General features: G+C 65.6%; 19 protein-coding genes. 9 read left to right on the top strand and 10 right to left on the bottom strand.

Annotated elements, in window-relative coordinates:
- Positions 1-18: 18 nt before the first annotated feature.
- The 5 genes from I6F24_RS02170 to hpaH all read right to left on the bottom strand — a co-directional run bounded on the left by I6F24_RS02170 (position 19) and on the right by hpaH (position 4,762).
- Positions 19-888 (bottom strand): fumarylacetoacetate hydrolase family protein, encoded by an 870-nt coding sequence (locus I6F24_RS02170; RefSeq protein WP_036023034.1) that lies wholly within the window; start codon positions 886-888, stop codon positions 19-21.
- On the bottom strand, positions 888-1,871 hold the full coding sequence (gene hpaD / locus I6F24_RS02165) for a 3,4-dihydroxyphenylacetate 2,3-dioxygenase (protein WP_036023035.1): 984 nt from the start codon (positions 1,869-1,871) through the stop codon (positions 888-890). Before hpaD ends, I6F24_RS02170 begins: the two co-directional genes overlap by 1 nt.
- Positions 1,872-2,005: 134 nt before the next feature.
- Positions 2,006-3,544, bottom strand: a complete 1,539-nt coding sequence (gene hpaE, locus I6F24_RS02160) for a 5-carboxymethyl-2-hydroxymuconate semialdehyde dehydrogenase (RefSeq protein WP_036023037.1) — start codon at positions 3,542-3,544, stop codon at positions 2,006-2,008.
- Positions 3,537-3,935, bottom strand: a complete 399-nt coding sequence (locus tag I6F24_RS02155; protein WP_036023039.1) for a 5-carboxymethyl-2-hydroxymuconate Delta-isomerase — start codon at positions 3,933-3,935, stop codon at positions 3,537-3,539. Before I6F24_RS02155 ends, hpaE begins: the two co-directional genes overlap by 8 nt.
- A 20-nt stretch (positions 3,936-3,955) precedes the next feature.
- Positions 3,956-4,762: a 2-oxo-hept-4-ene-1,7-dioate hydratase gene (hpaH, locus tag I6F24_RS02150; protein WP_225149905.1), complete on the bottom strand. Its 807-nt coding sequence runs from the start codon at positions 4,760-4,762 to the stop codon at positions 3,956-3,958.
- A gap of 111 nt (positions 4,763-4,873) precedes the next feature.
- Between hpaH and hpaR the strand changes: the two genes are divergently transcribed.
- From hpaR to I6F24_RS02110, 8 genes are all read left to right on the top strand, one after another.
- Entirely contained in the window at positions 4,874-5,392 is a 519-nt protein-coding gene (gene hpaR, locus I6F24_RS02145) for a homoprotocatechuate degradation operon regulator HpaR (RefSeq protein ID WP_225149904.1), read from the top strand.
- 115 nt (positions 5,393-5,507) lie between these two features.
- The gene (locus tag I6F24_RS02140; RefSeq protein ID WP_061020197.1) at positions 5,508-6,284 is read left to right on the top strand and encodes an aldolase/citrate lyase family protein; all 777 of its coding nucleotides are present in this window, start codon (positions 5,508-5,510) and stop codon (positions 6,282-6,284) included.
- 103 nt (positions 6,285-6,387) lie between these two features.
- Entirely contained in the window at positions 6,388-7,911 is a 1,524-nt protein-coding gene (locus I6F24_RS02135) for an altronate dehydratase family protein (RefSeq protein ID WP_225149903.1), read from the top strand.
- 237 nt (positions 7,912-8,148) lie between these two features.
- Positions 8,149-8,667 (top strand): PAS domain-containing protein, encoded by a 519-nt coding sequence (locus I6F24_RS02130; RefSeq protein ID WP_036006163.1) that lies wholly within the window; start codon positions 8,149-8,151, stop codon positions 8,665-8,667.
- Positions 8,645-9,949, top strand: a complete 1,305-nt coding sequence (locus I6F24_RS02125; RefSeq protein ID WP_225149902.1) for a methyl-accepting chemotaxis protein — start codon at positions 8,645-8,647, stop codon at positions 9,947-9,949. The genes I6F24_RS02130 and I6F24_RS02125 overlap by 23 nt, the downstream gene beginning before the upstream one ends.
- A 292-nt stretch (positions 9,950-10,241) precedes the next feature.
- Entirely contained in the window at positions 10,242-13,511 is a 3,270-nt protein-coding gene (locus I6F24_RS02120) for a transglutaminase family protein (protein WP_225149901.1), read from the top strand.
- Positions 13,512-13,538: 27 nt separating this feature from the next.
- Complete coding sequence (locus I6F24_RS02115) at positions 13,539-16,052, top strand: circularly permuted type 2 ATP-grasp protein (protein ID WP_109144443.1); 2,514 nt, start codon at positions 13,539-13,541, stop codon at positions 16,050-16,052.
- Positions 16,049-16,927 carry a transglutaminase family protein gene (locus tag I6F24_RS02110; protein WP_225149900.1) on the top strand — a complete coding sequence of 293 codons (879 nt, stop codon included), beginning with the start codon at positions 16,049-16,051 and terminating at the stop codon, positions 16,925-16,927. Before I6F24_RS02115 ends, I6F24_RS02110 begins: the two co-directional genes overlap by 4 nt.
- A 74-nt stretch (positions 16,928-17,001) precedes the next feature.
- Here I6F24_RS02110 and I6F24_RS02105 read toward each other — a convergent pair whose 3' ends face one another.
- From I6F24_RS02105 to I6F24_RS02095, 3 genes are read right to left on the bottom strand one after another with little or no spacing between them, the layout of a single operon-like run.
- Complete coding sequence (locus tag I6F24_RS02105) at positions 17,002-19,113, bottom strand: xanthine dehydrogenase family protein molybdopterin-binding subunit (RefSeq protein ID WP_036006150.1); 2,112 nt, start codon at positions 19,111-19,113, stop codon at positions 17,002-17,004.
- A complete protein-coding gene (locus tag I6F24_RS02100; protein ID WP_036006148.1) occupies positions 19,110-20,087 on the bottom strand; it encodes a xanthine dehydrogenase family protein subunit M in 978 nt (325 codons plus the stop codon). Before I6F24_RS02100 ends, I6F24_RS02105 begins: the two co-directional genes overlap by 4 nt.
- A 2-nt stretch (positions 20,088-20,089) precedes the next feature.
- Positions 20,090-20,611, bottom strand: a complete 522-nt coding sequence (locus tag I6F24_RS02095) for a (2Fe-2S)-binding protein (protein ID WP_085968940.1) — start codon at positions 20,609-20,611, stop codon at positions 20,090-20,092.
- Between the two features lie 779 nt (positions 20,612-21,390).
- Here I6F24_RS02095 and I6F24_RS37735 point away from each other — a divergent pair.
- On the top strand, positions 21,391-22,155 hold the full coding sequence (locus tag I6F24_RS37735; RefSeq protein ID WP_225149899.1) for an AraC family transcriptional regulator: 765 nt from the start codon (positions 21,391-21,393) through the stop codon (positions 22,153-22,155).
- Here I6F24_RS37735 and I6F24_RS02085 read toward each other — a convergent pair.
- Together I6F24_RS02085 and I6F24_RS02080 are read right to left on the bottom strand one after the other, a co-directional pair.
- Positions 22,119-22,943, bottom strand: a complete 825-nt coding sequence (locus I6F24_RS02085; RefSeq protein WP_225149898.1) for a phosphodiesterase — start codon at positions 22,941-22,943, stop codon at positions 22,119-22,121. The two genes, I6F24_RS37735 and I6F24_RS02085, sit on opposite strands and share 37 nt — an antisense overlap.
- 63 nt (positions 22,944-23,006) lie before the next feature.
- The gene (locus tag I6F24_RS02080) at positions 23,007-24,287 is read right to left on the bottom strand and encodes an ABC transporter substrate-binding protein (RefSeq protein WP_225149897.1); all 1,281 of its coding nucleotides are present in this window, start codon (positions 24,285-24,287) and stop codon (positions 23,007-23,009) included.
- Between the last annotated feature and the right edge of the window lie 19 nt (positions 24,288-24,306).

Raw genomic sequence — 24,306 nt, 5'->3', positions numbered from 1 at the left:
TTCCATTTCGCTTGTTGTTCAGGCTTCGTCGACCACGCCGTTGCGCAAGCGTCCGATCCCCTCGGCCTCGACCTCGACGATGTCGCCGGGCTTCAGATATCGCGGCGGATCGAACCGCGCACCCGCGCCGGTCGGCGTGCCCGTGACGATGATATCGCCGGGGACGAGGGTTGCGAAGGTCGAGATATAGTTCAGGAGATAGCGGAACGAAAACATCAGCCGGCTGGTGCGATCATCCTGTCTGAGCTCGCCGTTGACATGCGTGGTGAGCCTGATGTCGGCGACCTGCGATTCCCGCGTGTAGGGCACGAGCCACGGGCCGAGGCTGCCGCTGGAATCGAAGTTCTTGCCTTGCGTCACGTTGAACTTGGCGTGGCGCAGCCAGTCGCGCACCGAGCCCTCGTTGCACAGTGTCAGCGCCGCGATGTGATCGAGCGCTGTGCTTTCGGGGATATGCCGGCCTGGCTTGCCGATCACCAGCACGATCTCGCCCTCATAGTCGAGCTGCGCGGAGGCGCGCGGGCGCACCAGCGGCGTGTCGTGGCCGACGAAGGAGCGGGGCGAGCGCATGAACATGCTCGGATATTTCGGCGCCTCCTGGCCGTCCTTGTACTCGGCATTGCGGTCGGGATAGTTGACGCCGATGCAGATGATCTTCTCCGGCGCCGGGACCGGCGGCAGCCAGGTGATCTCAGTGAGCGCGTGATCCGGTTTGCGGCCAGCGGCCTCTTCGGCAAAGCTGATCAGCTTGCCCGCAGCGATCACCTCGCGCAGCGTGGGATAGTCTCTGGCGTGACGCGCGGAGAGATCGACGATGCCGCCCTCCAGGACGGCGCCATAGCTGACATCACCCTTGACGGAATAGGTGGCGAGACGAGGCAGCTTCATCAATCCGCCACCAGCACATCGGCCACGAATTTCGGCTCGCGCACGGCCTGCCCCGTGAACGGCGAGCCCTGCTCGAACCAGGAACGCGGGGCAGGGGCGCCCCACAGCGTCTGACGGCGCGGATCGCGCAGCGACCAGCGCAGCGGCTCGTGGTCGTGGTCCCCGGTGAAATAATCGCTGGTGTAGAGCTCGAGGCGGTGTCCGTCGGGATCGCGCACATAGAGGAAGAACGCGTTCGAGATGCCGTGGCGTCCCGGACCGCGTTCGATGTTCTTCACGAAGCCCCGCGAAGCCATGACGTCGCAGAGATGGATGATGTTCATCGCCGTCGGCGTCCAATAGGCGAAATGGTGCAGCCGCGGACCCTTGCCGTTGGTGATGGCGAAATCGTGGACATTGCCCTTGCGATGCATCCAGGCCGCGGCGATGCGCCCGTCCGGCCCGTCCTCCTCGGCATATTCGGTGAGGCGAAAGCCGAGCCGGGCGTAGAATTCCATGGTGTCCTGCACTTCGGCGGCGAAGACGTTGAAATGGTCGAGCCGCTGCGGGTGGCAGCCCCGATAGAGGTCGTAGCGACGCAAGAGATGCGGCCGCCGCTCCATCGCCGCGTAGAGCTCGATTCTAAAGCCAAAGGGATCGGTGAATTGCAGCGTGCGGCCCTGGAACGGCTGGTCGACGAAGGCGTAGGCGAGGCCGTTCTCGGACAGGAACGCGGCGGCCTTGTCGAGATCTTTGTCGTTGCCGACCTTGAAGCCGAGCCGGGCGCAAGCCGGCGCGGCGGCTTTCCGTAGCACCAGGGAGTGATGCTGGTGCTCCTCGGCCGCGCGCAGGTACACGACCTCGTCGTCCGCGTCCTCGACATGCAGGCCGACCATGCTTTCGTAGAACTCGCGGCTCAGCTTCAAATCGGTGACGTCGAGCACGACGTGGCTCGAGCGAATGATGTTGAACGGCGGCTCGAAGACGTGTTGCGGTACCGGCATGTGCGTTTCCCCTCTCTCGGCTTCGTCATTCCGGGGCGTGCGAAGCACGAACCCGGAATCCATTCATCCACCAACTCTGCTGCTCGATGGATTCCGGGTTCGGCCCTTCGAGCCGCCCCGGAATGACACCGCCGCTAGATTCCCAGCTTCTGAATCTTGTGCGTGCCCCGCGCCAGCGAGACGTGCTTGGTTTCCATGTAGAAGTCGAACGAATAATCGCCGCCGTCGCGCCCGATGCCTGAAGCCTTCATGCCGCCGAACGGCGTCGGCAGGTGGCGGACATTCTCCGAGTTCAGCCAGATCATGCCGGCCTCCAGCGCATCGGCAACGCGCAGCGCGCGTCCCATGTCATTGGTCCAGACATAGCCGGTCAGACCGTAACGGATGTCGTTGGCGATCTCGACCGCGTCCGCCTCGTCGCGGAACGGCAGCACGGTGAGGAACGGCCCGAACACCTCCTCCTGCGCCACCCGCATCTTGCCGTGCGCCCCGGTCACCAGTGTCGGCTCGACATAATGCCCGCCGCCGGGCCCGTCATAGGCCTTGCCGCCGACCGCGATCGTCGCGCCGTCCTGGCGCGCCACGTCGAAATACGAGCAGACCTTTGCCAAGTGCCGCTCGTGGATCAGCGGGCCGATCTCGGTGGCGGGATCGAGGGGATGGCCGACCTTGAGCGCCTTCACCCGCGCCGTCAGCTTCTCCACGAATTCTTTCGCGATGCTCTGCTGGATCAGCAGGCGGCTGGAAGAGGTGCAGCGCTCGCCGTTGAGCGAGTAGATCATGAACACGACGGCATCGAGCGCGCGGTCGAGATCGGCATCGTCGAACACGATCACCGGATTCTTGCCGCCGAGTTCGAAATGCACGCGTTTCAGCGTGGGCGCGCCCTGCATCATGATGGCCGAGCCGGTCGCGCTCTCGCCGACGAAGCCGATTGCCTTGATGGCGGGATGCTCGGTCAGCGCCTTGCCCGCTTCCTCGCCGAAACCGTGCACGGTGTTGAGCACGCCGTCGGGGACGCCGGCTTCCTTGACGAGCCTGGCGAGAATGGAGGCCGTCACCGGCGACCATTCGGCCGGCTTGTGCACGACCGTGCAGCCGGCCGCAAGCGCCGGGGCGATTTTCCAGGTCGAGAGCATGAATGGCGTATTCCATGGCGTGATCACGCCGACCGGGCCGATCGGCACCCGCGTGGAGACGTTCCAATGCTCGTCGCTCGGCGTGTTGAGGCCGTCGCGCGCCTCAGCGCATTTGTCGGCGAAGAAGCGGAAATTCTCGGCGGCGCGGATCGCGGCCTTGGCCATGAAGCGATAGGCCTGGCCGGTGTCGATGCATTCGAGCACGGCGATGTCGTCGGCGTTGTCCTCGATGGCGTCGGCCACCCGATGCAGCAGCTTCTTCCGCATGGCCGGACCCATGTCGCGCCAGGACTTGAAGGCGAGCGCAGCCGCAGTCGCCGCCGCGTCGATATCCTCGGCCTTGCCCCGCGCGACACTGGCGAGCACGGCACCATCGACCGGCGACCTGGTCTCGAACGTCTCGCCGGAGATCGAGGCGACGGTCTTTCCGTCGATCATGTGACCGATGCCGTCCGCGCGCAGAGTCTTCAAAAGCGGCGCGAGGCGGTCACGGTTGGCCTGGAACAGATCGGCTTTCGGCGTGGGCTTATCCATGAGCGGCCTCCGCTTTCAGGGCGTCGTGAATGTTGTTGCGCTTCCAGCTGGTGTCCTTGTCGTTGATCTGCATGTCGAACGACAGGGCGAACTTGCTGGCGGCGAAGACGGGATCGAGATGTCTTGAGAGCGCCTGGAAGACGTGCTCGCCGGCCTTCTGGCGGGTAGGCAGGTCGCGGCCCTCGCCGATGCGCAGCACCATGTCGAGAAAGCCGTAATCCTGCTTTGCATCCGCAATCGCATAGTGCTCGCAGCGGATGGCACGAACGCGGATGCCGCCGAGCGGGAAGATACCGGTCTCGCTAGCTGCCTTGCGCACGACCTCGCACACCGCGGCGATGTCGAGGCGGCCGTCGAGATTGGCCGAATATTCGATGGTGAAATGCGGCATCGCGGTTTCACTCCCTGTCTTCAGGCGAAGTAGCAGCTGACCGAGCCATAGGCGCCATAATCAGCCTGGATTGTGTCGCCCTTGCGGGTCTCGATCGGACGGATGATCGAGCCGGCGAGCACGACCTGGCCCGGCTCCAGCGCCAGCCCAAGCGGGGCGATCTTGTTGGCGAGCCAGGCGACGGCGGTGGCGGGATGGTTGAGCACGCCGGCGGCAAGGCCGGTCTCTTCCAGCTGGCCGTTCTTGAAGCACAGCGCTCCGATCCAGCGCAGGTCAGCATCCAGCGGGCGGATCGGCCGCCCCCCGAGCACGATGCCGGCATTCGCCGCATTGTCGGCGATGGTGTCGAAGATCTTTCGCGTCGCCTTGGTCTTGGGATCGACGCGCTCGATCCGTGTATCCAAAATCTCCAGCGCCGGCACCACGAAGTCGGTGGCGTTGAGCACGTCGAATAGCGTGCAGTCGGGCCCAGAAAGGCGCTTGCTCATGACGAAGGCGAGCTCGGCCTCGACGCGCGTCGCGATGAAGCGCTCGGTCGGCACCAAACCTCCATCGGCGAAGAACATGTCGTCGAGCAGCACGCCGGAATCCGGCTCGTCGATGCCAAGCGCACTCTGCATCGCCTTCGAGGTCAGGCCGATCTTGTGGCCTTTGACCACGCGCCCCTCGGCGATCTTGGCGTCGACCCAGGCCTTCTGAATCGCGTACGCATCCGAGATGCTGATGTCCGGGAAATCTTGCGAGAGCTGGCGGATCTGCGTGCGGGTCTTCTCCGCCTGGTGCAGACGCCTCGCGCAAGCTTGGATATCGTCGTTGGAAAGCGCCATTTGTGATCTTACAAATCGTGGTGCCGCGAGATACTTAACATGTTAAGTGAATGCGTCAAACACAAATTCGGCTTGCTGCACTGCAAACGTTTTGCGGCTTGAAAGGGCGTCATGACCAAGAAATCCGCCGATCCCGCCAATGGTCACCCGCCGGCTGCGCGCCAGGTGCCGATGCGCGATTTCTCTCGCTCGCTGCCGATGTCGCTGCTGCGGGCCCGGGAAGCGGTGATGCGGCAGTTTCGTCCCTCGCTGCGCGAGCACGGCCTGACCGAGCAGCAATGGCGCATCCTGCGGGCGCTGGCGGCGATCGAGGCGGTCGAGGTCACGGAACTCGCGCGCACCGCGTTCCTGCTCGGGCCGAGCCTGTCGCGCATCCTGCGAGACCTCGAGGCGCGCAACCTGATCGAGCGCAAGACGGCGAAAGCCGACCAGCGCCGCAGCATGGTCTCGATCTCGAAGGAGGGGCTCAAGCTGATGGCGTCGGTCGCGCCGACGTCGGAAGCGATCTATGCCGAAATCACGCGGCGCTTCGGCGCACGCAAGCTCGCCGAATTGCAGGAGATGCTCGGCGAGCTCGAACGGAGCCTTGCGGGGCTCGGCGGCGCGGACGAGACAATAGCCGGGGAGTGAAACCAGATATGCGTGCGTGCGCGGCGAGAGCCATGGACATTCGCGCTTTTTTTCGCTCAAAGTGCGGCCGAACCCGATCCGCGGCGAGTGAGAGCAACAGGGAAGGAAAGGCAACGTGGCCAATAAAGTCAAAGAGATCTGGAAGTCGGGCAAGGCGGTCGTCAACGCGTGGCTCGCCATCCCCTCCGGCTTCTCGGCCGAGATGATCGCGCAATGCGGCTTCGACAGCGTCACGGTCGACATGCAGCACGGCGTGCAGGACTATCTCTCGATGGTGCAGTGCTTCCAGGCCATGGACAAGCATCCGATCACCCCGATGGTCCGCGTGCCCTGGAACGAGCCCGGCATCATCGGCAAGGTGCTCGATGGCGGCGCCTATGGCGTGATCTGCCCGATGGTCAACACGCCGCAGGAAGCCCGGAACCTGGTCTCGTATTCGAAATATCCGCCCAAGGGCGTGCGCTCCAACGGTCCGATCCGCGCTGGCATGTACGGCACCGCGGGCTCTTATCAGAAGACGGCCAACGACGAGATCGTGCTGCTGCCGATGATGGAGACGCGGACCGCAGTCGAGAACATGGAAGCGATCCTCGACGTCGAAGGCATCGACGGCGTCTATATCGGCCCGTCCGATCTCGGCTTCTCCTACGGCCTCGAGCCCAAGCTCGACCGCAGCGAGCCCGAGATTCTCGCGATCTACGAGAAGATCATCAAGGAATGCGGCAAGCGCGGCCTCAACCCGGGCATCCATTGCAGCGGCGCCGAAGGCGCAGCGCGCGCCATCAACATGGGCTTCAAGCTGGTGACACTGTCCAACGAAGTCGGCCTGATGACGACCTACGCCAAGATGCAGGTGAACGCGACCCGCAAGGATTCGGGCGGCAAGGCCTGAGAAGCTTGCGAATGGCGAATGGGGAGTAGCGAATAGGGCTACTCCCTTTTCCATTCGCCACTCGCCATTCGCTATTCGCTATTCGCCTCCGAAGGAGACTCCCATGACCATCAGCCCCGTCATCCGCCTGCATCCCGATGATGGCGTGGTGATCGCGCGCGCGAGCTTGCCGCCGGGCACATTGGTGGCCGACGGCGTGACCGCGGTCGATCGCATTCCCTCCGGCCACAAGGTCGCGATCAAGCCGATCGCCGAAGGCGAGCCGATCAGGCGCTACGGTCAGATCATCGGCTTTGCCACGCAAGCGATCGCGCCGGGCCAGCACGTGCACGTGCAGAATTGCGGCATGGGTGATTTCGCCAAGGACTATGCCTATTGCGCCGACGTCAAGCCGACGCCGAACTTCGACCTGCCGGCGACGTTCGAAGGCATCCGCCGTCCGGACGGCCGCGTCGCCACGCGCAATTATATCGGCATCCTCACCTCGGTGAATTGCAGTGCGCATGTCGCGAGCCTCGTCGCCGACGTCTTCAAGAAGAATCCCTTCACCGGCGACAATCCGCTCGCCGATTTCCCCAACGTCGACGGCGTGGTCGCGCTGACCCACAAGACCGGCTGCGGCATGACGCAGAACGAGCCGCTTGCATTGCTCCGCCGCACCCTCGGCGGCTATGCCCGGCACGTCAATTTCTCCCACGTTATCGTGCTCGGTCTCGGCTGCGAGGTGAACCAGATCGGCGGCCTGATGGAAGAGCAGAAGCTTGCCGGCCGCCTGCGCGCGATGGATATCCAAGAGGTCGGCGGCACCCGCAAGACGGTCGAAGCCGGCATCGCCTTCGTGCGCGAGGCGCTCGCCGATGCCAACAAGGTCCAGCGCGAGACGGTGCCGGCGAGCGAGCTCACCGTGGCGCTGCAATGTGGCGGCTCGGACGGCTATTCCGGCGTATCGGCCAATCCTGCGCTCGGCGCAGCCAGCGACCTCATCGTGCGTCACGGTGGCACCGTGATCCTGTCGGAGACGCCGGAGACCTACGGCGCCGAGCATCTCTTGACGCGCCGCGCCGTCAGCCGCGAGGTCGGCGAGAAGCTGGTCGACCTGATGCGCTGGTGGGACGAGTACACCGCGCGCGAAGGCGCCGAGATGAACGCCAATCCGAGCCCCGGCAACAAGGCCGGCGGCCTTACCACCATTCTGGAGAAGTCGCTCGGCGCGATGGCGAAGGCCGGCACCACCAATCTCGTCGAGGTGCTGCGCTACGCCGAGCCCGTCACCAAGAAGGGGTTCGTGTTCATGGACACGCCCGGCTACGACCCCGTGGCCGCGACCGGGCAGGTCGCAGGAGGTGCCAACCTCGTCTGCTTCACCACGGGCCGCGGCAGTGTGTTCGGCTGCAAGCCGGCGCCGTCGATCAAGCTCGCCACCAACACGCCCATGTACAGGCGCATGGAAGAGGACATGGACGTCAATTGCGGCACCATCCTCGAAGGCGAGGAGAGCGTCGAACAATGCGGCCAGCGCATCTTCGATCTCATCCTCAAGACCGCCTCGGGCCAGCCGACCAAGAGCGAGAGCTTCGATTTCGGCGGCGCCGAGTTCGCGCCCTGGGTGCTCGGCGCGACGATGTAGTCGCGCGAGCATCGCCGCGCAACCCAATCAAGCGCCGCCGGTATCCGATGATCGCAACCGGAATCGGAGCGCGTGTGGCGATCCGAAATGCAACGGCCGTTCGCTAAGTAATGATACGGAGGTGGGCGCCTGCCGCAAAAAGTTCCCGGCTTACACCTGGTTAACACTGTTGCCGTAGACAGGAGGCGATGCGGCTTCACAGCGTGGTGGGGCCGGCGTGATTTGAGGATCGAGCCGATGCAAGCGATACGTCCCACTGGGGTGGAAAATCTCCTCGGTGAGGAGGAGCTGATCGTATCGAAGACCGATCTCAAAGGCCGCATCACCTACGCCAACGACGTCTTCATCCGCATGGCGAAGTACTCGTGGAAGGAGCTGATGGGCGCGCCCCACAGCCTGATCCGCCATCCCGACATGCCGCGCGCCGTCTTCAAGCTGCTCTGGGACACGCTGCAGTCCAAGCAGGAGATCTTCGCCTACGTCGTCAACCTGGCGAAGGACGGCAGTCACTATTGGGTATTCGCCCACGTCACGCCGACATTCGACGAGCGCGGCAACATCGTCGGCTATCACTCCAACCGTCGCAAGCCGGATCCCGCGCAGATCGAGCGCATCAAGCCGATCTACAAGACGCTGTGCACTGAGGAGGCGCGGCATGCCAATGCCAAGGAGGGCATGCAGGCGAGCTTCGAGGCGATGGTCGGGCTGCTCAAGCAACAGGGTGTCGGTTACGATGAATTTGTGCTCTCTCTCTAAGGCGCAGGGAGCAACCGCGCTCGCGTGTGGTCTTGCCGTCCTTGCGTTCGTTCTCTCGCTTCTCGGCATGACTGGGATCGCGAGTGCCGCTTCTCTCGGCGCGACGATCGCGCTCTCCGGCTATGCCGTCTGGTGCCAGCACCGCACCGCGGTTGCCGTCGACGAGGTCGCCGCTGTGTGCCGCAAGGCGGCGGGCGGCGATCTCGAGGCGCGCATCCTCAGTGAGCGGCAGGCCGGGCGCATCGGCGCCATCCAGAGATCGGTCAACGACATGCTCGACATTACCGATGCGTTCCAGCGGGAAGCTTCGGCGTCGATGGAGTATGCCAGCCGCGGCAAGTATTTCCGCAAGATCCTGGCGCGCGGATTGCCCGGCTCGTTCCGCCGCTCGGCGACCGTCATCAATGCCGGCACCGACAGTCTCGGCCGCCGCGTCGTCGAGATCGCGGACCTCGCCAGGCGGTTCGGCACGCATCTCGATCAGGTTGCGGGCACGCTGATGGGCGCCGCGACCGATCTCGAATCCGATGCCGGCCAGATGGCGGCGGCGGCGGAGAAGACCAGCCTGCAAACCTCCGGCGTGCTCTCCGCATCCGACCAGGCCTCGCGCAACGTCGCCACTGTCGCCAGCGCCGCCGAGCAGCTCGCATCGTCGATCGCCGAGATCAATCGCCAGGTCGCCGGCTCGACCGCGAGCACGGGACGGGCGGTGAACGAAGCCAATCGCGCCGGCAGCGAGATCCGGAGCCTTGCGGACGCCGCGATGCAGATCGGCGACGTCGTCAAGCTTATCAGCGAGATCGCCTCCCAGACCAACCTGCTCGCGCTCAACGCCACCATCGAGGCGGCCCGTGCGGGCGACGCCGGCCGCGGTTTCGCGGTGGTGGCCTCCGAGGTCAAGAGCCTCGCCAAACAGACCGCGAAGGCGACCGAAGAGATCAGCGCCAAGGTTGGCGAGATGCAGCAATCGACCACCAATTCGGTCGCCGCCGTCGAAGCGATCGCGCAGACCATCGCCGAGATCAACGGCATCACCGCCTCGATTGCAGCCTCGATCGAGCAGCAGGGCGCCGCAACGCGCGAGATCGCCCGCAACGTTCACGAAGCCTCAACCGGCACCTCGCAGGTCTCCTCCAACGTGACGGGCATCAGCGAAGCCGCCGCCGACACCGGCCGCGTCGCTGCACGCGTCAACCACGCCTCCGAACGCGTCCACGGCGAAGTCGAGACGCTCCGCCGCGAAGTGACCCAATTCCTGCAAAGGCTGACCTCGGCGGCGTAGGGCTTTCAAACCCTCTCCCCTTGTGGGAGAGGGTGGCTTCGCTGAAAGCGAAGCCGGGTGAGGGGTCTCTATCCTCACGAGCGGTTTTGCGGGTTGAGAGAGACCCCTCATCCGGCGCTTCGCGCCACCTTCTCCCACAAGGGGAGAAGGGAAGAGCCTCGCCGGCGCGGCCCAATAACAACCACCATCACCCGCCCCGCACCTTACCTAGGCACCCCGTGCCCGTTGTTAGTGCTTGATCGCGTTGACCTCAGGTGTTCTGCTCAAAAAAGCTGCTGGAGCACCGCATCCCGTGTCGATCTACGTCGCGCTACACCACGTCACGCACTACAAATACGACCGCCCGATCGACCTTGGCCCGCAGACGATACGGCTGCGGCCGGCGCCGCATACGCGCACGCCGATCCTGAGCTATTCGCTCAAGGTCACGCCTTCCAATCATTTCGTGAACTGGCAGCAGGACCCGCAGGGCAACTGGCTGGCGCGCTACGTCTTTCCGGAGAAGACCACCGAGCTGAAATTCGAGGTCGACTTCACGGCGCAGATGACGGTGGTCAACCCGTTCGACTTCTTCGTCGAGCCCTATGCCGACAGCTTCCCGTTCGACTATCCCAAGGATCTGAAGACGGAGCTCGCGCCGTATCTCGAGACCATCAAGCCCGATCGCCTGTTCGCCAAGTTCCTCGACACCATCCCGCACGAGGCCCCGAACACCGTCAATTTCCTGGTCGACCTCAATCGCGAGATCCAGAAGAAGGTCCGTTACATCATCCGCATGGAGCCGGGCGTGCAGACGCCGGAGGAGACGCTTGTCTCCGGCGCAGGCTCATGCCGCGACTCCGCCTGGCTCTTGATCCAGACCTTGCGCCATCTCGGGCTCGCCGCCCGCTTCGTCTCGGGCTATCTGGTCCAGATCCGTCCCGACATCGATCCGATCGAGGGGCCGCCGGAAGTCGAGAACGATTTTACCGATCTGCACGCCTGGGCCGAGGTCTATCTGCCGGGCGCCGGCTGGATCGGATTCGACGCGACCTCGGGCATGCTCGCAGGCGAGGGGCACATCCCGGTCGCAGCCACGCCGCACTACCGTTCGGCGGCGCCGATCTCCGGCGGGGCCGGCTTTGCCGAGGTCGAGTTTTCCTTCGACATGAGCGTGAAGCGCATCCGCGAGGCGCCGCGCATCACAAAGCCGTTCTCCGACGAATCCTGGGCGCGCCTCGACGATCTCGGCGAGCAGGTCGATGGCGATCTCGCCAGCGCGGACGTGCGCCTCACCATGGGCGGCGAGCCGACCTTCGTCTCGGTCGACGATCTCGAGGCGGGCGAGTGGAATACGGAGGCCGTCGGCCCGACCAAGCGCGCGCTCGGCGACGATCTGATCCGCCGCCTGCGCACGCGCTTCGCGCCGGGCGGGCTGCTGCATTACGGCCAGGGCAAATGGTATCCGGGCGAGAGCCTGCCGCGCTGGGCCTTCGGCCTCTATTGGCGCAAGGACGGCGTGCCGATCTGGAAGAACGCCGACCTCATCGCCAGGATCGAGAATCCCAGGAGACCGGAGGTCAAGGATGCCGAGGCCTTCATGGAAGGCACGGCGGCGCGGCTCGGCGTCGACCTCGGCTACATCATGCCGGCCTATGAGGATCCCGCCTATTGGCTGCAGAAGGAAGCGGAGCTTCCGGTCAATGTCGATCCCACCGATTCAAAGCTGTCCGATCCCGAAGCCCGCGCACGCATGGCGCGGGTGTTCGATCAGGGTCTGAATACGCCGCGCGGCTTCGTGCTGCCGATCCAGCGCTGGAATGCGCCGCCGCGCTGGCGCAGCGAACGCTGGCCGCTGCGGCGCAATCATCTGTTCCTGACGCCGGGCGATTCGCCTCTCGGTTTGCGCCTGCCGATCGGCTCGCTCGGCTACGTCCCGCCCAACCAATATCCCTACATCGTCGAGCAGGACCCGATGGAGGCGCGGGACAAGCTGCCGGTGTTCACGCTCGCCGCGCGTCCGGAATCCCCGCCGCGGGCGGCGCCCGAGCAGCTCAACACCTCCGTTCCGGTGCGCACCGCGATGTCGGTCGAAGTCCGCGACGGCGTAATCTGCGCCTTCATGCCGCCGGTCGAGCGCATCGAGGATTATCTCGAGCTGATCTCGGCGCTCGAGGACACCGCCGAGGAGATGCAGCTTCCGGTCCATGTCGAGGGTTACCCGCCGCCGTTCGACCCGCGCATCGAGGTGATCAAGGTGACGCCCGACCCCGGTGTCATCGAGATCAACATCCAGCCGGCCAAGAGCTGGCGCGATGCGGTCGAGATCACCACCGGCCTCTACGAGGATGCGGCCAAGGTCCGCCTCGGCGCCAACCGTTTCTTGGTCGACGGCCGTCACACCGGCACCGGGGGCGGCAATCACGTCGTGGTCGGCGGCTCCTCACCGCAGGACTCGCCGTTCCTGCGCCGGCCCGATCTTCTGAAGAGCCTGGTGCTGTATTGGCAGCGCCATCCGGCGCTGTCCTATTTCTTCTCCGGTCTTTTTATCGGCCCGACCAGCCAGGCGCCGCGCATCGACGAGGCGCGCCACGACAGCATCTACGAGCTCGAGATCGCGCTCTCGCACGTGCCGCCGCCCAGCTACCAGACGCCGCTCTGGCTGGTGGACCGGCTGTTCCGGCATCTATTGGTCGACATCACCGGCAACACCCACCGCGCCGAGATCTGCATCGACAAGCTCTATTCGCCGGAAGGAACGACGGGCCGGCTCGGCCTCGTCGAATTCCGCGCGCTCGAAATGCCGCCGGATCCACGCATGTCGCTGGCGCAGCAGCTCCTGATCCGTGCGCTGATCGCAAAGTTCTGGCGCGAGCCGCTGAGCGGCAAGTTCGTGCGCTGGGGCACCGCGCTGCACGACCGCTTCATGCTGCCGCATTTCATCTGGGAAGATTTTCTCGACGTGCTCGGCGAGCTCAAGCAATCGGGCTATCCGTTCGAGCCGGAATGGTATCTGGCCCAGCTCGAATTCCGCTTCCCCGCTTTCGGCCGCATCCACCATGGCGGCGTGACGCTGGAGCTGCGGCAGGCGCTGGAGCCCTGGCACGTGCTCGGCGAGGAGGGCTCGGCCGGCGGCACCGTGCGCTATGTCGATAGCTCGGTCGAGCGGCTCCAGGTCAAGGCCGAAGGCTTCGTCGAGGGCCGCCATTTCGTCACCTGCAACGGCCGCCGCCTGCCGATGACCCCGACCGGCCGCTCCGGCGAGGCTGTGGCTGCCGTCCGCTTCAAGGCCTGGCAGCCGGCCTCCGGCCTGCACCCGACCATCCCCGTGCACGCGCCGCTGACCTTTGACCTGATCGATACCTGGAACGGCCGCTCGCTCGGCGGCTGCGTCTACCACGTCGCCCATCCTGGCGGGCGCAACTACGACACCAAGCCGGTCAATACCTACGAGGCCGAGGCCCGGCGGCTGGCGCGCTTCCAGGACCACGGCCACACCCCGGGTCCGATGCAGCCGCCGCCTGAGGAACGCACAAATGAATTTCCGCTGACCCTCGACTTGCGGACCCCGCTCCTGCAATGAGTATGATGGTGGGGGAGGGAAAGGCCCATGGGCGAGGGCGCAGCCGAAGACAACGACCAGGCGGGCAGGGCAAATGCCCAGCAGCGGATTGCGCAGTGGGTCCGCGACTATAGCCGCCTGCCCGGTATCCCCGACGAGTTTCTGGGGCCCGACGGTGCGCCGCGCGCGGTCTGGAGCCGCTTCTTCGACGCCTTCGGCGCGCTGGCGCCCGACGAGATCGAGCGTCGCTTCGGCATGGCCGATCGCCATCTCCGCGAGGCCGGCGTCACCTACCGCGCGCCCGGCGATAGCGCCGACCGGCCCTGGTCGATCAGCCATCTGCCGCTTTTGATCGACGAGGCCGACTGGCAGCAGCTTTGCGCCGGCATCACCCAGCGCGCCGAGCTGCTCGAGCGCGTGCTGCGCGACATTTATGGCGAGGGGCGCCTCGTGGCCGAAGGCGCGCTCCCGGCCGCGGCGATCGCCGGCAGTCCCGAATATCTCCGTCCGGTCTGCGGCGTGCCGCCGCCCGGCGGACGTTATCTCTCGATCTATGCCGCCGATGTCGGCCGCGGGCCCGACGGCCGCTGGTGGGTGCTCGGCGACCGCACCCAGGCGCCATCGGGTGCGGGCTACGCGCTGGAGAACCGCCTGGTGCTGTCGCGCGCCTTCTCCGATCTCTACAAGTCGATGAACGTGCCGCGCGTCGCGCCGTTCTTCGAGGCGTTCCGCGACAGCTTGCGCGCGCGCGCCGATCGCGACGAGCCCAGGATCGGCGTGCTCACCCCCGGCAGCTTCAGCGAGACCTATTTCGAGCACGCGACGCTGGCGCGCTATCTCGGCTTCCTGCTGGTCGAGGGCGACGATCTCGCGGTCAGCGACGACCGCGTCCACATCCGCACCGTCGCCGGCCTGAAGCGGCTGGATGTGCTCTTGCGCCGGGTCGATTCCAACTCGCTCGACCCGCTCGAGCTCGATGCCTCCTCCCGGCTCGGTGTGCCCGGCCTGATCGACGTGCTGCGCAAGGACGGCGTCGTCGTCGCCAACATGCCGGGCTCGGGCGTTTTGGAGGCGCGGGCGCTGCTCGGCTTCCTGCCGGCCCTGAGCCGCCGCCTGCTCGGCGAAGACCTGAAGATGCCGCACATCGCGACCTGGTGGTGCGGCCAGCGCGTGGCGCGCGACGAGGTGCTGGCGCGGCTCGACGAGGTCGCGATCGAAGGCGCCTATCGGCGCGGCGTTCCCGGTTTCGACAGCAATGGTCCGGTGCTCGCGAGCGAGCTCGACGCCAGCGGACGGCAGCGCCTGATCGATGCGATCAGCGCGCGCGGCATGGACTATGTCGGCCAGGAGGTGGTGCGGCTCTCGACCATGCCGGTGTGGGAGCACGGGCAGCTCACGCCGCGCCCCTTCGTGCTGCGCGTGTTCGCCGCCGCCACGCCGGACGGCTGGGCCATCATGCCCGGCGGCTTCTGCCGCATCGCCGAGCAGCCGGACGCGCGCGCGGTGTCGATGGGCGACGGCGCGCGCGCCGCCGACGTCTGGGTCGTCTCCGACAAGCAGGTCGCGACCGCGACGCTGCTGCCGGCGACCGACAAGGTGCGCATCCGCCGCATCGCTGGCGTGCTGCCCAGCCGCGCCGCCGACAATCTGTTCTGGCTCGGCCGCTATCTCGAGCGCGCCGAGGCGACGCTGCGGCTGGTGCGCGCCTTGGGCTCGCCGAGCGGGCCGAACAAGGGCACGGCGGCCTCGGTGCAATCGGCCGAACGCATCCAGCGCCTCCTTGTCGCCTGGGGCGCGGTCTCGCAATCCTCGCGCACGGCCGCGGGGCGTATCGTCGCCGAAGCGCTGCAGGGCGCGGAGCGTTTCGGCTCGGCCCTGTCGCTGGTGAGGGCGGCGCAGCGCACGGCGACCTCCTTGCGCGAGCGGCTGTCGCCCGATGCCTGGCAGGTGATCACCGAGATGGCCGAGCGCCTCGCCATCGAGGTGGAGGACGACGACAGCGTGCTGAGCGCCGCCGAGCTGACCTTGCAGGAGCTGGCGAGCTTCGCAGGGCTCGCGCAGGAGAATATGAATCGCGCCGCGGGCTGGCGCTTCCTCGACATCGGCCGCCGCATCGAGCGCGCCATCAACACCACGCGCTTCACCCGCCAGTTCGCCTATGACGAGGCCGGCGACGAGGATCTCGACATCCTGCTGACGCTGGTGGATTGCCAGATCACCTACCGCTCGCGTTATCTGCTGGCGCCCATTCTGGCCCCGGTGCGCGACCTCGCGGTGCTCGACGGCTACAATCCGCGTTCGGTGGCGTTTCAGGTGACGACGCTGAACGAGCACATTGCGGCGCTGCCGAGCCTGAAGGAGCATGGCCTGATCGAGAAACCGCAGCGTCTCGCCGTGGCGATGCAGGCGATGCTCGCGACCGCCGAGGCCGAGAAGCTCGAGGTCAAGACGCTGTTCGCCCTGGAGCAGGATCTGCTCAGCCTCGGCGAGGCGATCGGGCAGCACTACTTCCCGCACGGTCCCAATGCCAGCCGGCCGGAAAAGCTGACGGGGCTGGCGTGATCTACGACATCCGTCACGTCACCACCTACGAGTACGAGAATCCCGTCAGCTTCGCCCGCTGCACGCTGCGGCTGGAGCCCAGAAGCGGCGGCGGCCAGGAACTGATCTCGCACGAGGTCGAGATCCATCCGCGCCCGGCCGAGCGCAATGTGCGGCGCGACTTCTTCGGCACGCTGACCGAGAGCGTGACGATCGAAGCCGCGCATCGCAATCTGCGCATCGACTCGCGCTCGCGTGTCTCGGTGTCGCGCAAACCGCCGGCGCGAGATGCGGTCAGCCCGCCCTGGGAGAGCGTCCGCGACACCGCGTTCGAAGCCACCAGCCTCGGGCCGTCCTCGCCGGTCGGTTATGTCTTTGCCAGCCCCCTGGTGCCGGTGCTGCGCCCGGTCAGCGCCTATGCGGGGATGAGCTTTCCGCCCGGCGCGGGCATCCTCGCCGGCGCCGTCGACCTGATGCGACGCATCCGCGGCGAATTCCGCTACGATCCGAAGGCGACCGTGATCTCGACGCCGCTCGACGAGGTCTTCGACAAGCGTCACGGCGTCTGCCAGGACTTTGCCCATGTCATGATTGCCGGGCTGCGCGGGCTCGGCCTGCCGGCGGCCTATGTCAGCGGCTATCTGCGCACCATTCCGCCGCCGGGCCAGCCGCGGCTGCAAGGGGCCGACGCCACCCATGCCTGGGTGTCTCTCTGGTGCGGACCCGAGCTTGGCTGGATCGATCTCGATCCGACCAACGATCTCCTCATCGGCAACGATCACATCGTGCTCGCAATGGGACGCGATTTTTCCGACGTCTCGCCGGTCGACGGCATCATCGTCGGCTCGCCCAAGCAGAAGCTCGGTGTCGCCGTCGACGTGCTGCTGGTGGAGTAGGGTGGGTACGTCAGCCTCTTCGATGCAGCACAACCACATGCCCAGGAGTGGCGTATGCCACCCCCTTTACAGCGCTAAGCGGTCAGCACGTCTTCGATCCGGATCGGCAGGGTGCGGACGCGCTTGCCGGTCGCATGAAAGACGGCGTTTGCGATCGCGGGGGCGATACCGACCAGGGCGATTTCGCCGAGACCCTTGACCCCGAGTTCATTGACGTGCGGATCAGCCTCCTCGACGAAGTGCGCTTCGATCTGGGGAATGTCCAGGTTGACGGGCATCAGGTAGTCGGCCATGTGAGCGTTGACCGGCCGGCCGTCGCGCGCGTCGAGAACGGTGCGCTCCATCAGCGCCATACCGATGCCGCCGACCATGCCGCCGGTGCATTGGCTGTGGGCGAGACGCGGGTTGACGACGCGGCCGATGCCATAGGCGCCGACCGCGCGGCGAACGCGGATCGTGCCGACGTCGGGATCGACGGCGACCTCGACGAAGACGGCGCCGAACGAGTGCATCGAGAACCTGGCGGCAGCCTCGGGATCCCGTTGAGACGACGCCGTGGCTTCGATCGGCCGATCGTTCCGGCTCTTCGCGGCCTGTTCTCGCACGGCGATGCAGGCAGCGCGGATCGCGGAGCCCACCGAGGCCATGGTCCAAGAGCCGCCGTGGGATGGGGCAGGCGGATAATCGGAGCGACCAAGGCTGAAGCGCACCTTTTCGACAGGGAGCCCGAGAGTCTCGGCGGCGACCTGCGTCATCGACGTATAGGTGCCCGGACCCATGTCGCTGGCCGCGATCTCGACCTCGGCTGTCCCGTCCCGAAGCAGCCGCGCCCGCGCGGTGGCCGGCGCGTGAAAGGCCGGATAGCTTGCCGAGGCTACTCCCATCCCGATCAGCAGGCGGCCGTCGCGCATCGAGCGCGGTTCGGGCGTACGGCGCGACCAGCCGAACCGTTCGGCCCCGAGATCGTAGCATTTCATCAGCGATCGGCTGGAGAAGGGCTTGTTTTCTCCCTCGTCGATCTCCGGCTCGTTCCGGCGCCGCAGATCGATCGGATCCAGGCGGAGCTTATAAGCCAACTCGTCCATGGCGCATTCGAGCGCGAAAACGCCGCTGGCCTCGCCAGGGCCACGCATGTGGTTTGGCGTTCCGGTATCGAGCGGGACCAGACGGTAGCGCGTCCGCACGTTGGGCGAGGAGTAGAGGAACGTCGTGACCGAGGTCAGAGCTTCCATGAATTCTTCGTAGCGACTGGTCTCGCCCGTGCCTTCGTGCACTACGCTGATGAGCGTTCCGTCCGCCGTGGCGCCGAGAGCGATCCTCTGCACCGTGCGCGGCCGATGTCCGGTGGTGAAGAACATCTGCTTACGCGTCAGGACGAGCTTCACCGGGCGCCCCACGTGCCGGGCGGCCATGGCCGCGAGCGTCACATGGGGCCAGGTTCTGAGCGAGGTCCCGAAGGCCCCGCCGATGAACGGGCAGATGACCGTCACTTTTTCGGGCGACAGACCGAAGATCGCCGCGATCTCGGCCTGCTCGTTGACGACGAACTGGCTCTTGCTCCAAAGCGTCAGGCGGTCGCCGTTCCAGCTGGCGATCGTCGCATGCGGCTCCATCGGATTGTGGTTCTCGCGCGCGATGTCATAGGTCTCATCGACCTTCACCGGCGCGTCGGCCAGGGCCTTATCCGCACTTCCGCGCGCCTTGTCGGCGGGCAGCCGGGCGTCCGGCTGTTTGCCAGCCTCGGGCACGATGGGACGGGCTTCGGGACCTGCGGAATCGATGATTGGCCGCTCGGCCTTGTAGGTGAGGCGCAGCGCCGCGGCGGCGCGCTCCGCCTGCGCAATGGTTGCGGCAACGACGAGCGCCACCGGCTGTCCGTGGAAGCGCACATGGTCGTCCTGCAGCACATGCAGCCGCTCGCCCGTCGCCGGATCGATGTAGCTCTTGTGCGGGCGGTACGCCAGGCGTGGCGCGTTGAGATGCGAGAGGACGGCGAGAACGCCCGGCATCTTCTCGACCGCCGCGCTGTCCACGCCGGTCACTCGTCCAAGCCCTATTGTGGCGCTGACGATCACGGCATAGGCCTGGCCGGGCTGATTAAAATCGGCCGCGTACCGCGCGGAGCCCGTGACCTTGGCACGGCCATCCACGCGGGGCAGCGGCTGTCCGATGACGCTGATGGTCATGCAATTCCTCCCGTCATTTCGAAGGCGCGGACGATCGTCCGCGGCAGGAGTTCGAGTTTGTAATGATTGCCGGACAGCGGGCGGGCCCCTTCCAACGCCGATCGGGCGGCCGCCTCAAACACCTGCCGGCCCGGTACCTTGCCGATCAGCGCCGCTTCCACCGCGCGCATGCGCCAAGGTCGGGTGCCGACCCCGCCAACCGCGAGCCGCGCGCCGCGGATCACGCCGTCCACGACGTCGAGCGCCGCTGCCGCGGAGACCAGCGCAAATTCGTAGGACGCGCGGTCGCGCACCTTGAGATAGCGCGCCCGGCGGCTATCAGGGCCCCCGGGGACCCGCACTTCAACGATGAGCTCGCCCGGCAGCAGCGTGTGTTCGAGATGGGGAGTGTCGCCGGGCAAGCGAAACAGCTCCTCGACCGGGAAAGTGCGCTCGCCCTTCGGCCCCCTGACCCGCATAGTGGCATCGAGCGCGACCAGCGCGACCGCAACGTCCGAGGGGTGCGTCGCCACGCAGTGATCGCTGGTGCCGAGAATGGCGTGACCGGCATTCAGGCCGTCGCGTGCGGCGCAACCCGAGCCAGGGCTGCGCTTGTTGCAGGATGCGTCGAGCATCCGAAAGTAGGGGCAGCGCACGCGCTGGAGCAGGTTGCCGCCGATCGAGGCCATGTTGCGCAGTTGCGGCGAGGCGCCCTCGATCAGGCTCTCGGAGATCAGCGGATAAAGACGCTGAACATCGGAATGGGCGGCGATGTCGGCCATCCGCGCGAGCGCGCCGATGACGAGGTCGGACCGGTCGACGCGAATACCGGACAGCGGAAGCGCGTTGATGTCGACGAGCTGCTGTGGCTGCTCCACCTCGTCGCGCATGAGATCGACCAATGTCGTGCCGCCGGCGATGAGGCGGCCTCCGGAGGATGCGGCGGCGACGGCGGCCTCGATGGAGGTCACCTTCTCGATCGTGAACGGGAGCATGGTCAGACCCTCTTGGCGGCGTCGGCAACGGCGGCGACGATCCCGGGATACGCCCCGCAGCGACAGATATTGCCGCTCATCCAGAACCGAATGTCCTCCGGCGAGCCCGCATGGCCTTCGGCGATGCAGCCGACGGCCGACATGATCTGCCCGGGGGTACAGAAGCCGCACTGCAAGCCGTCGTGCTCGACGAATGCGCTCTGGAGCGGATGAAGCTCACCATTCTTCTCGAGACCCTCGATCGTCTCGACAATGGCCCCGTCGTGCATCGCAGCCAGCGTCAGACACGACACGACCCGCCTGCCGTTGAGCAGGATGGTGCAAGCGCCGCAGGCGCCCTGATTGCAGCCCTTCTTCGTACCGGTGAGACCGAGATCTTCGCGCAGAAGGTCGAGCAGGGATTGCCGCGTATCCAAGTCGAGCTCCTGTCTCGTTCCGTTCACGTTCAGACGAACCCGTGCCGTCGATGCAGCGGGCTTGCTTTCGGATGCGGGTTGCGCGGTAACCTGGGGCACCACCGCCATGGAAGCCGCTCCGCCGACAGTCAGCAGGAGCGAACGGCGCGATACTCCGCCCCGCGTGCTTTCGGTCTCAGCAGCGCCGGCGGCGAACGGTTCTTGGTTTGTCATGGTGGTCGGGATCCCCTCGGATGATCCGGCCCAGTAGGCCATGATCCCGACGGACGCACCGTTCCGATATTGCGGCGACTATCGCAATCTTGCGACGAAGTGGCGCCCGCGCCTGTGGACTCTGCTTCTCGCCCATCACGGCCAAGGCAGCCCAGCTGTGAGTGGTAGACCGGGCGCAATGAGATCAAGCCCAACCCACGTGCCACTTGCCATCGGAGTTGTCTCGATACCGCGAAGTCAATCATGCGCACTATTTGTGCAATCAGCCAGACATTGCGACATTTCGACCGCAGCTTCCATTCCCGCCATGTCGTGAAACATGGTATGTCGATGAAGCGCCTGTCGCGGGTGCGGCCAAATATGACATAACCAAAGCGATGCCTGATCGAAATCCTTTTCAGACGATGGTCCGGCTGCTATCGGAAGCCCCGCCGCCTTTGGCACCCATCCAGTTAAACTGCGGCACACAACTCACTCATCGTTTTGTTCGCGGCACGCGTTATGGCTATGCCCCAGGCATGCCCGGACACCTTGTCGGCACCTACTATGGAGAGCCTCAGCACAGTGCGTGGACGGTTGAGCGACGGCGGCTCTCTGCCCCGCTGCGGCCGAATTCTATCACTGTGATTCCCGACCGGCATGATGGAGATTGGGAAGTTGAAGGACCGCTCCACGTGTCCCATGTCTATCTCACCAACGAACGACTGGAGCATTGCCGAACACTCATCGGTGGGCGAGGCAAGGTAGAGCTGGCGCCACGCGTCGGCAGCGAAGACGCTGTGACCTCACAGCTTCTTGCAATCCTCAGCGACCCCGACGTCATTGTCGATCCTTCGGCAAAGTTGCTGGTCGATCGCGCGGTTGACCTACTCTGCATCCAGCTATTGCGTTCGCACAGCATAGTGCAGATGCCGCAGAGCCTCGCTTATACTCGCGGCGGGCTCGCGCGCTGGCAGCTCAGGCGTGTGACCGAATACATGCTGGCGCATCTCGACAAGCCGATCGGCCTTGACGAACTTGCGTCCCTGGTCGGCCGCAGCCGCTATCATTTTTGCTCGGCGTTCCGTCTCTCGACAGGATTGACGCCGCATGTCTGGCTAACTCGGCAACGCATGTTGCTTGCGCAACGCCTGCTGAATGATCCAAATCTATCGATCAGTGAAGTTGCGCTCGCAGTCGGATATTCAACGCCGTCGGCTTTCGCCCAGACTTTCCGCAGAATTGTCGGCACGACGCCGCGATTTCCGCCGATCCTTGTAGCCTCACATCGGATGTCAGCTTCTGGCCCATCTCCGACCCGGGCGAGGACGCCAGCGCGCTGCTATCGAGGTGGAGCGGACTCTCCAAGGAGTGCAGCGCGGGCTTATGAATACGCGCCCCTGGAAAGGGTCGGCGCTCGCCGTCACCGCACCATGGTCTCGCGATCCCAGGCCTTGTAGTCGGGCGAACCTTGGATGCGGATCGGACCGTCGTAGCCGTATTCCACCATGTGCACGGTCACATAGTCCTCCCCGAAAAATGCGACGCCGTAGGATTGCGGCAGGTCGCAGGCGCTCAGCAGCTTCGTCTCGGAGAACAGCGGAAAGCTCGCATGGTTGGTGCCCCGCAGCGACGAGACGGGGACGCCTGCAATCGAGCCTGCAAGCGGCAAGTGACAATGCCCGAAGAATACGTGGCGGATCTTGGCCCGGTGGCGACTGACGAGATGCCGGAATGGAGCCTCGTCGAGCAGGCCGATCTGGTCGAACGGGACGAGATGCACAGGCATCGGGTTATGGTGCATGAAAAGCAGGAACGGCCCGTCATGCTCGGTAAGCCGGGCCTCGAGCCAGCCGAGACGATCGTCGCAATAACGGCCGGCGTGCGTTTCCGGATGGGCGGTGTCGAGGAACAGGCAGCGGCCGGCAGCCGTATCGTGGATGCCATGGACGAAGCCGTTGTCGTCGGCGAGGTCGGGGAACACGCTCAGGAAGGCGGCGCGCCGATCATGGTTGCCGATGCACAGGCGCACCGGCAGCGGATATGCGTCGAGGCGCTGCTTGAGCCATTGATAATCGGCGAGATCGCCCCAATCCGAGAGGTCGCCGGTGATCACCATCAATTCGGCGTCGTGATGATCGTGCAGCGCATGCGCCAGCGCCCGCTCGAAATTGACGCGCGGATCGCGGCCGCCGATGGTCGCACCGGGCGCCGTCAGGTGAATGTCGCTCAGATGCAGCAGTTTCATCGTCATCTCCAGTCATGCGGCACGGGGCGCCGAAGCGTCCCGTGCCGGCAGATGTCAGCACGCTCAGCGCGCCGCGCCTGTGGTCTTCGGCAGCAGCTTCTGCACGTCAGCCGTCATGTCGGCGAGGACGGCCTCCGGCTCCTTTGCGCGGGCGCCCGAGATGATCGAATTGAGATGATCCTTGATCACGTCGGTGATCTTCAGGCCGTTGTCGCCGGGGAAGGCGTACCATTTGGTGAGCAGCGCGAGCTGGCTGACCGCGGTGTAGTTGTTGGGGTTCTTGACGTAGAAGTCCTTCAGATAGACCTCGTTGGCGACCTTGTTCGGCGGCATGTAACCGGTGGTCTCCGCCATGATCGCGGCGCCCTTGGGGCCGGTCCAGAATTTCACCGCTTCCCAGGCGGCATCGCGCTTGGCCTTGTCCTTGGCGAGGATCAGCACGACGTTGCCGCCGGCCGGCAGCCTGCCCTTGGTGGAGGCGACGTCCGGGAACGGAATCGTCTTCAGCGCGAACTTGCCGCCGGTCATATGCGTGACCTTGTTGAGGTCCGAGGTCGAGGTGACGTGGAAGCCGGTCTTGCCGGCCGCGAACGCCGCGCGCATCGACGGCTGGTCGAGATTGGGCATGCCGGCCTCGTTGACGAGCCGCGCGATCGTATTGATGGCGAACTTGCCTTCCGCTCCGTCGAACGCGACCTTGGTCTCGTCGGCATTGAGCATGGTGCCGCCGCGCGCGAACACCGGCGCCTGCCACAGCCAGTTGCCGGTGATGTCCCAGGCATAGGTGACGCCGTTGGTGTCGTTGCCGAGCGCCTTGATCTTCTTGGCCAGCGCGATCAGCTCGTCCCAGCTCTTCGGCAGATTGTTCACGTCGCCGCCGGCCTGCTTGACCAGGTCGAGGTTGACGTAGACGATCGGCAGCGAGATCGCGAAGGGCAGGGCGTAGACCTTGCCGCTGGCGGTGCCGATGTCGAACATCGCCTGGTGGAAGCCCTGCTTGTCGAAATCCTTCTCCGCGGCGATGTAGCCGTCGAGCTCGGCCGGGATGTTCTTGTCGACCAGGACGCGGATGCGGTTCAAGCCCTGGAACGAGACGTCAGGCATCTGATTGGTCACGGCCTCGCGCAGCACCTTCTGGGTGCCGTCCTCGTAGGATTCGTAAGGCGCCCGCATCGTGACCTTGATCTCCGGGCGCACCTTGGCGAATTCCTCGGCGATGCGCTTGTGCGTCTCGGTGAACAGCTCCGGATAGGGATATTGCATCACGATCTCGGTCTTTGTCTGCGCGAGCGCAGATCCGGCCGCAAGCGACAGAGCCGCCGCGGCGATGATGGTCTTCAGCATGATAGACTCCTTGTTTGAG

It is taken from the genome of Bradyrhizobium sp. BRP23 (assembly GCF_020194135.1).
GTDB lineage: Bacteria > Pseudomonadota > Alphaproteobacteria > Rhizobiales > Xanthobacteraceae > Bradyrhizobium > Bradyrhizobium yuanmingense.
The sequence above is the reverse complement of the archived record's forward strand: the minus strand, read 5'-3'. Positions and strand labels throughout refer to the sequence as shown.

What these genes read in the sequence shown, in the direction of transcription:
- I6F24_RS02170 (WP_036023034.1), bottom strand. Translation starts at nt 888, where the DNA reads ATGAAGCTGCCTCGTCTCGCCACCTATTCCGTCAAGGGTGATGTCAGC.
- hpaD (WP_036023035.1), bottom strand. Translation starts at nt 1,871, where the DNA reads ATGCCGGTACCGCAACACGTCTTCGAGCCGCCGTTCAACATCATTCGC.
- hpaE (WP_036023037.1), bottom strand. Translation starts at nt 3,544, where the DNA reads ATGGATAAGCCCACGCCGAAAGCCGATCTGTTCCAGGCCAACCGTGAC.
- I6F24_RS02155 (WP_036023039.1), bottom strand. Translation starts at nt 3,935, where the DNA reads ATGCCGCATTTCACCATCGAATATTCGGCCAATCTCGACGGCCGCCTC.
- hpaH (WP_225149905.1), bottom strand. Translation starts at nt 4,762, where the DNA reads ATGGCGCTTTCCAACGACGATATCCAAGCTTGCGCGAGGCGTCTGCAC.
- hpaR (WP_225149904.1), top strand. Translation starts at nt 4,874, where the DNA reads ATGACCAAGAAATCCGCCGATCCCGCCAATGGTCACCCGCCGGCTGCG.
- I6F24_RS02135 (WP_225149903.1), top strand. Translation starts at nt 6,388, where the DNA reads ATGACCATCAGCCCCGTCATCCGCCTGCATCCCGATGATGGCGTGGTG.
- I6F24_RS02130 (WP_036006163.1), top strand. Translation starts at nt 8,149, where the DNA reads ATGCAAGCGATACGTCCCACTGGGGTGGAAAATCTCCTCGGTGAGGAG.
- I6F24_RS02125 (WP_225149902.1), top strand. Translation starts at nt 8,645, where the DNA reads ATGAATTTGTGCTCTCTCTCTAAGGCGCAGGGAGCAACCGCGCTCGCG.
- I6F24_RS02115 (WP_109144443.1), top strand. Translation starts at nt 13,539, where the DNA reads ATGGGCGAGGGCGCAGCCGAAGACAACGACCAGGCGGGCAGGGCAAAT.
- I6F24_RS02105 (WP_036006150.1), bottom strand. Translation starts at nt 19,113, where the DNA reads ATGACCATCAGCGTCATCGGACAGCCGCTGCCCCGCGTGGATGGCCGT.
- I6F24_RS02100 (WP_036006148.1), bottom strand. Translation starts at nt 20,087, where the DNA reads ATGCTCCCGTTCACGATCGAGAAGGTGACCTCCATCGAGGCCGCCGTC.
- I6F24_RS02095 (WP_085968940.1), bottom strand. Translation starts at nt 20,611, where the DNA reads ATGGCGGTGGTGCCCCAGGTTACCGCGCAACCCGCATCCGAAAGCAAG.
- I6F24_RS02085 (WP_225149898.1), bottom strand. Translation starts at nt 22,943, where the DNA reads ATGAAACTGCTGCATCTGAGCGACATTCACCTGACGGCGCCCGGTGCG.
- I6F24_RS02080 (WP_225149897.1), bottom strand. Translation starts at nt 24,287, where the DNA reads ATGCTGAAGACCATCATCGCCGCGGCGGCTCTGTCGCTTGCGGCCGGA.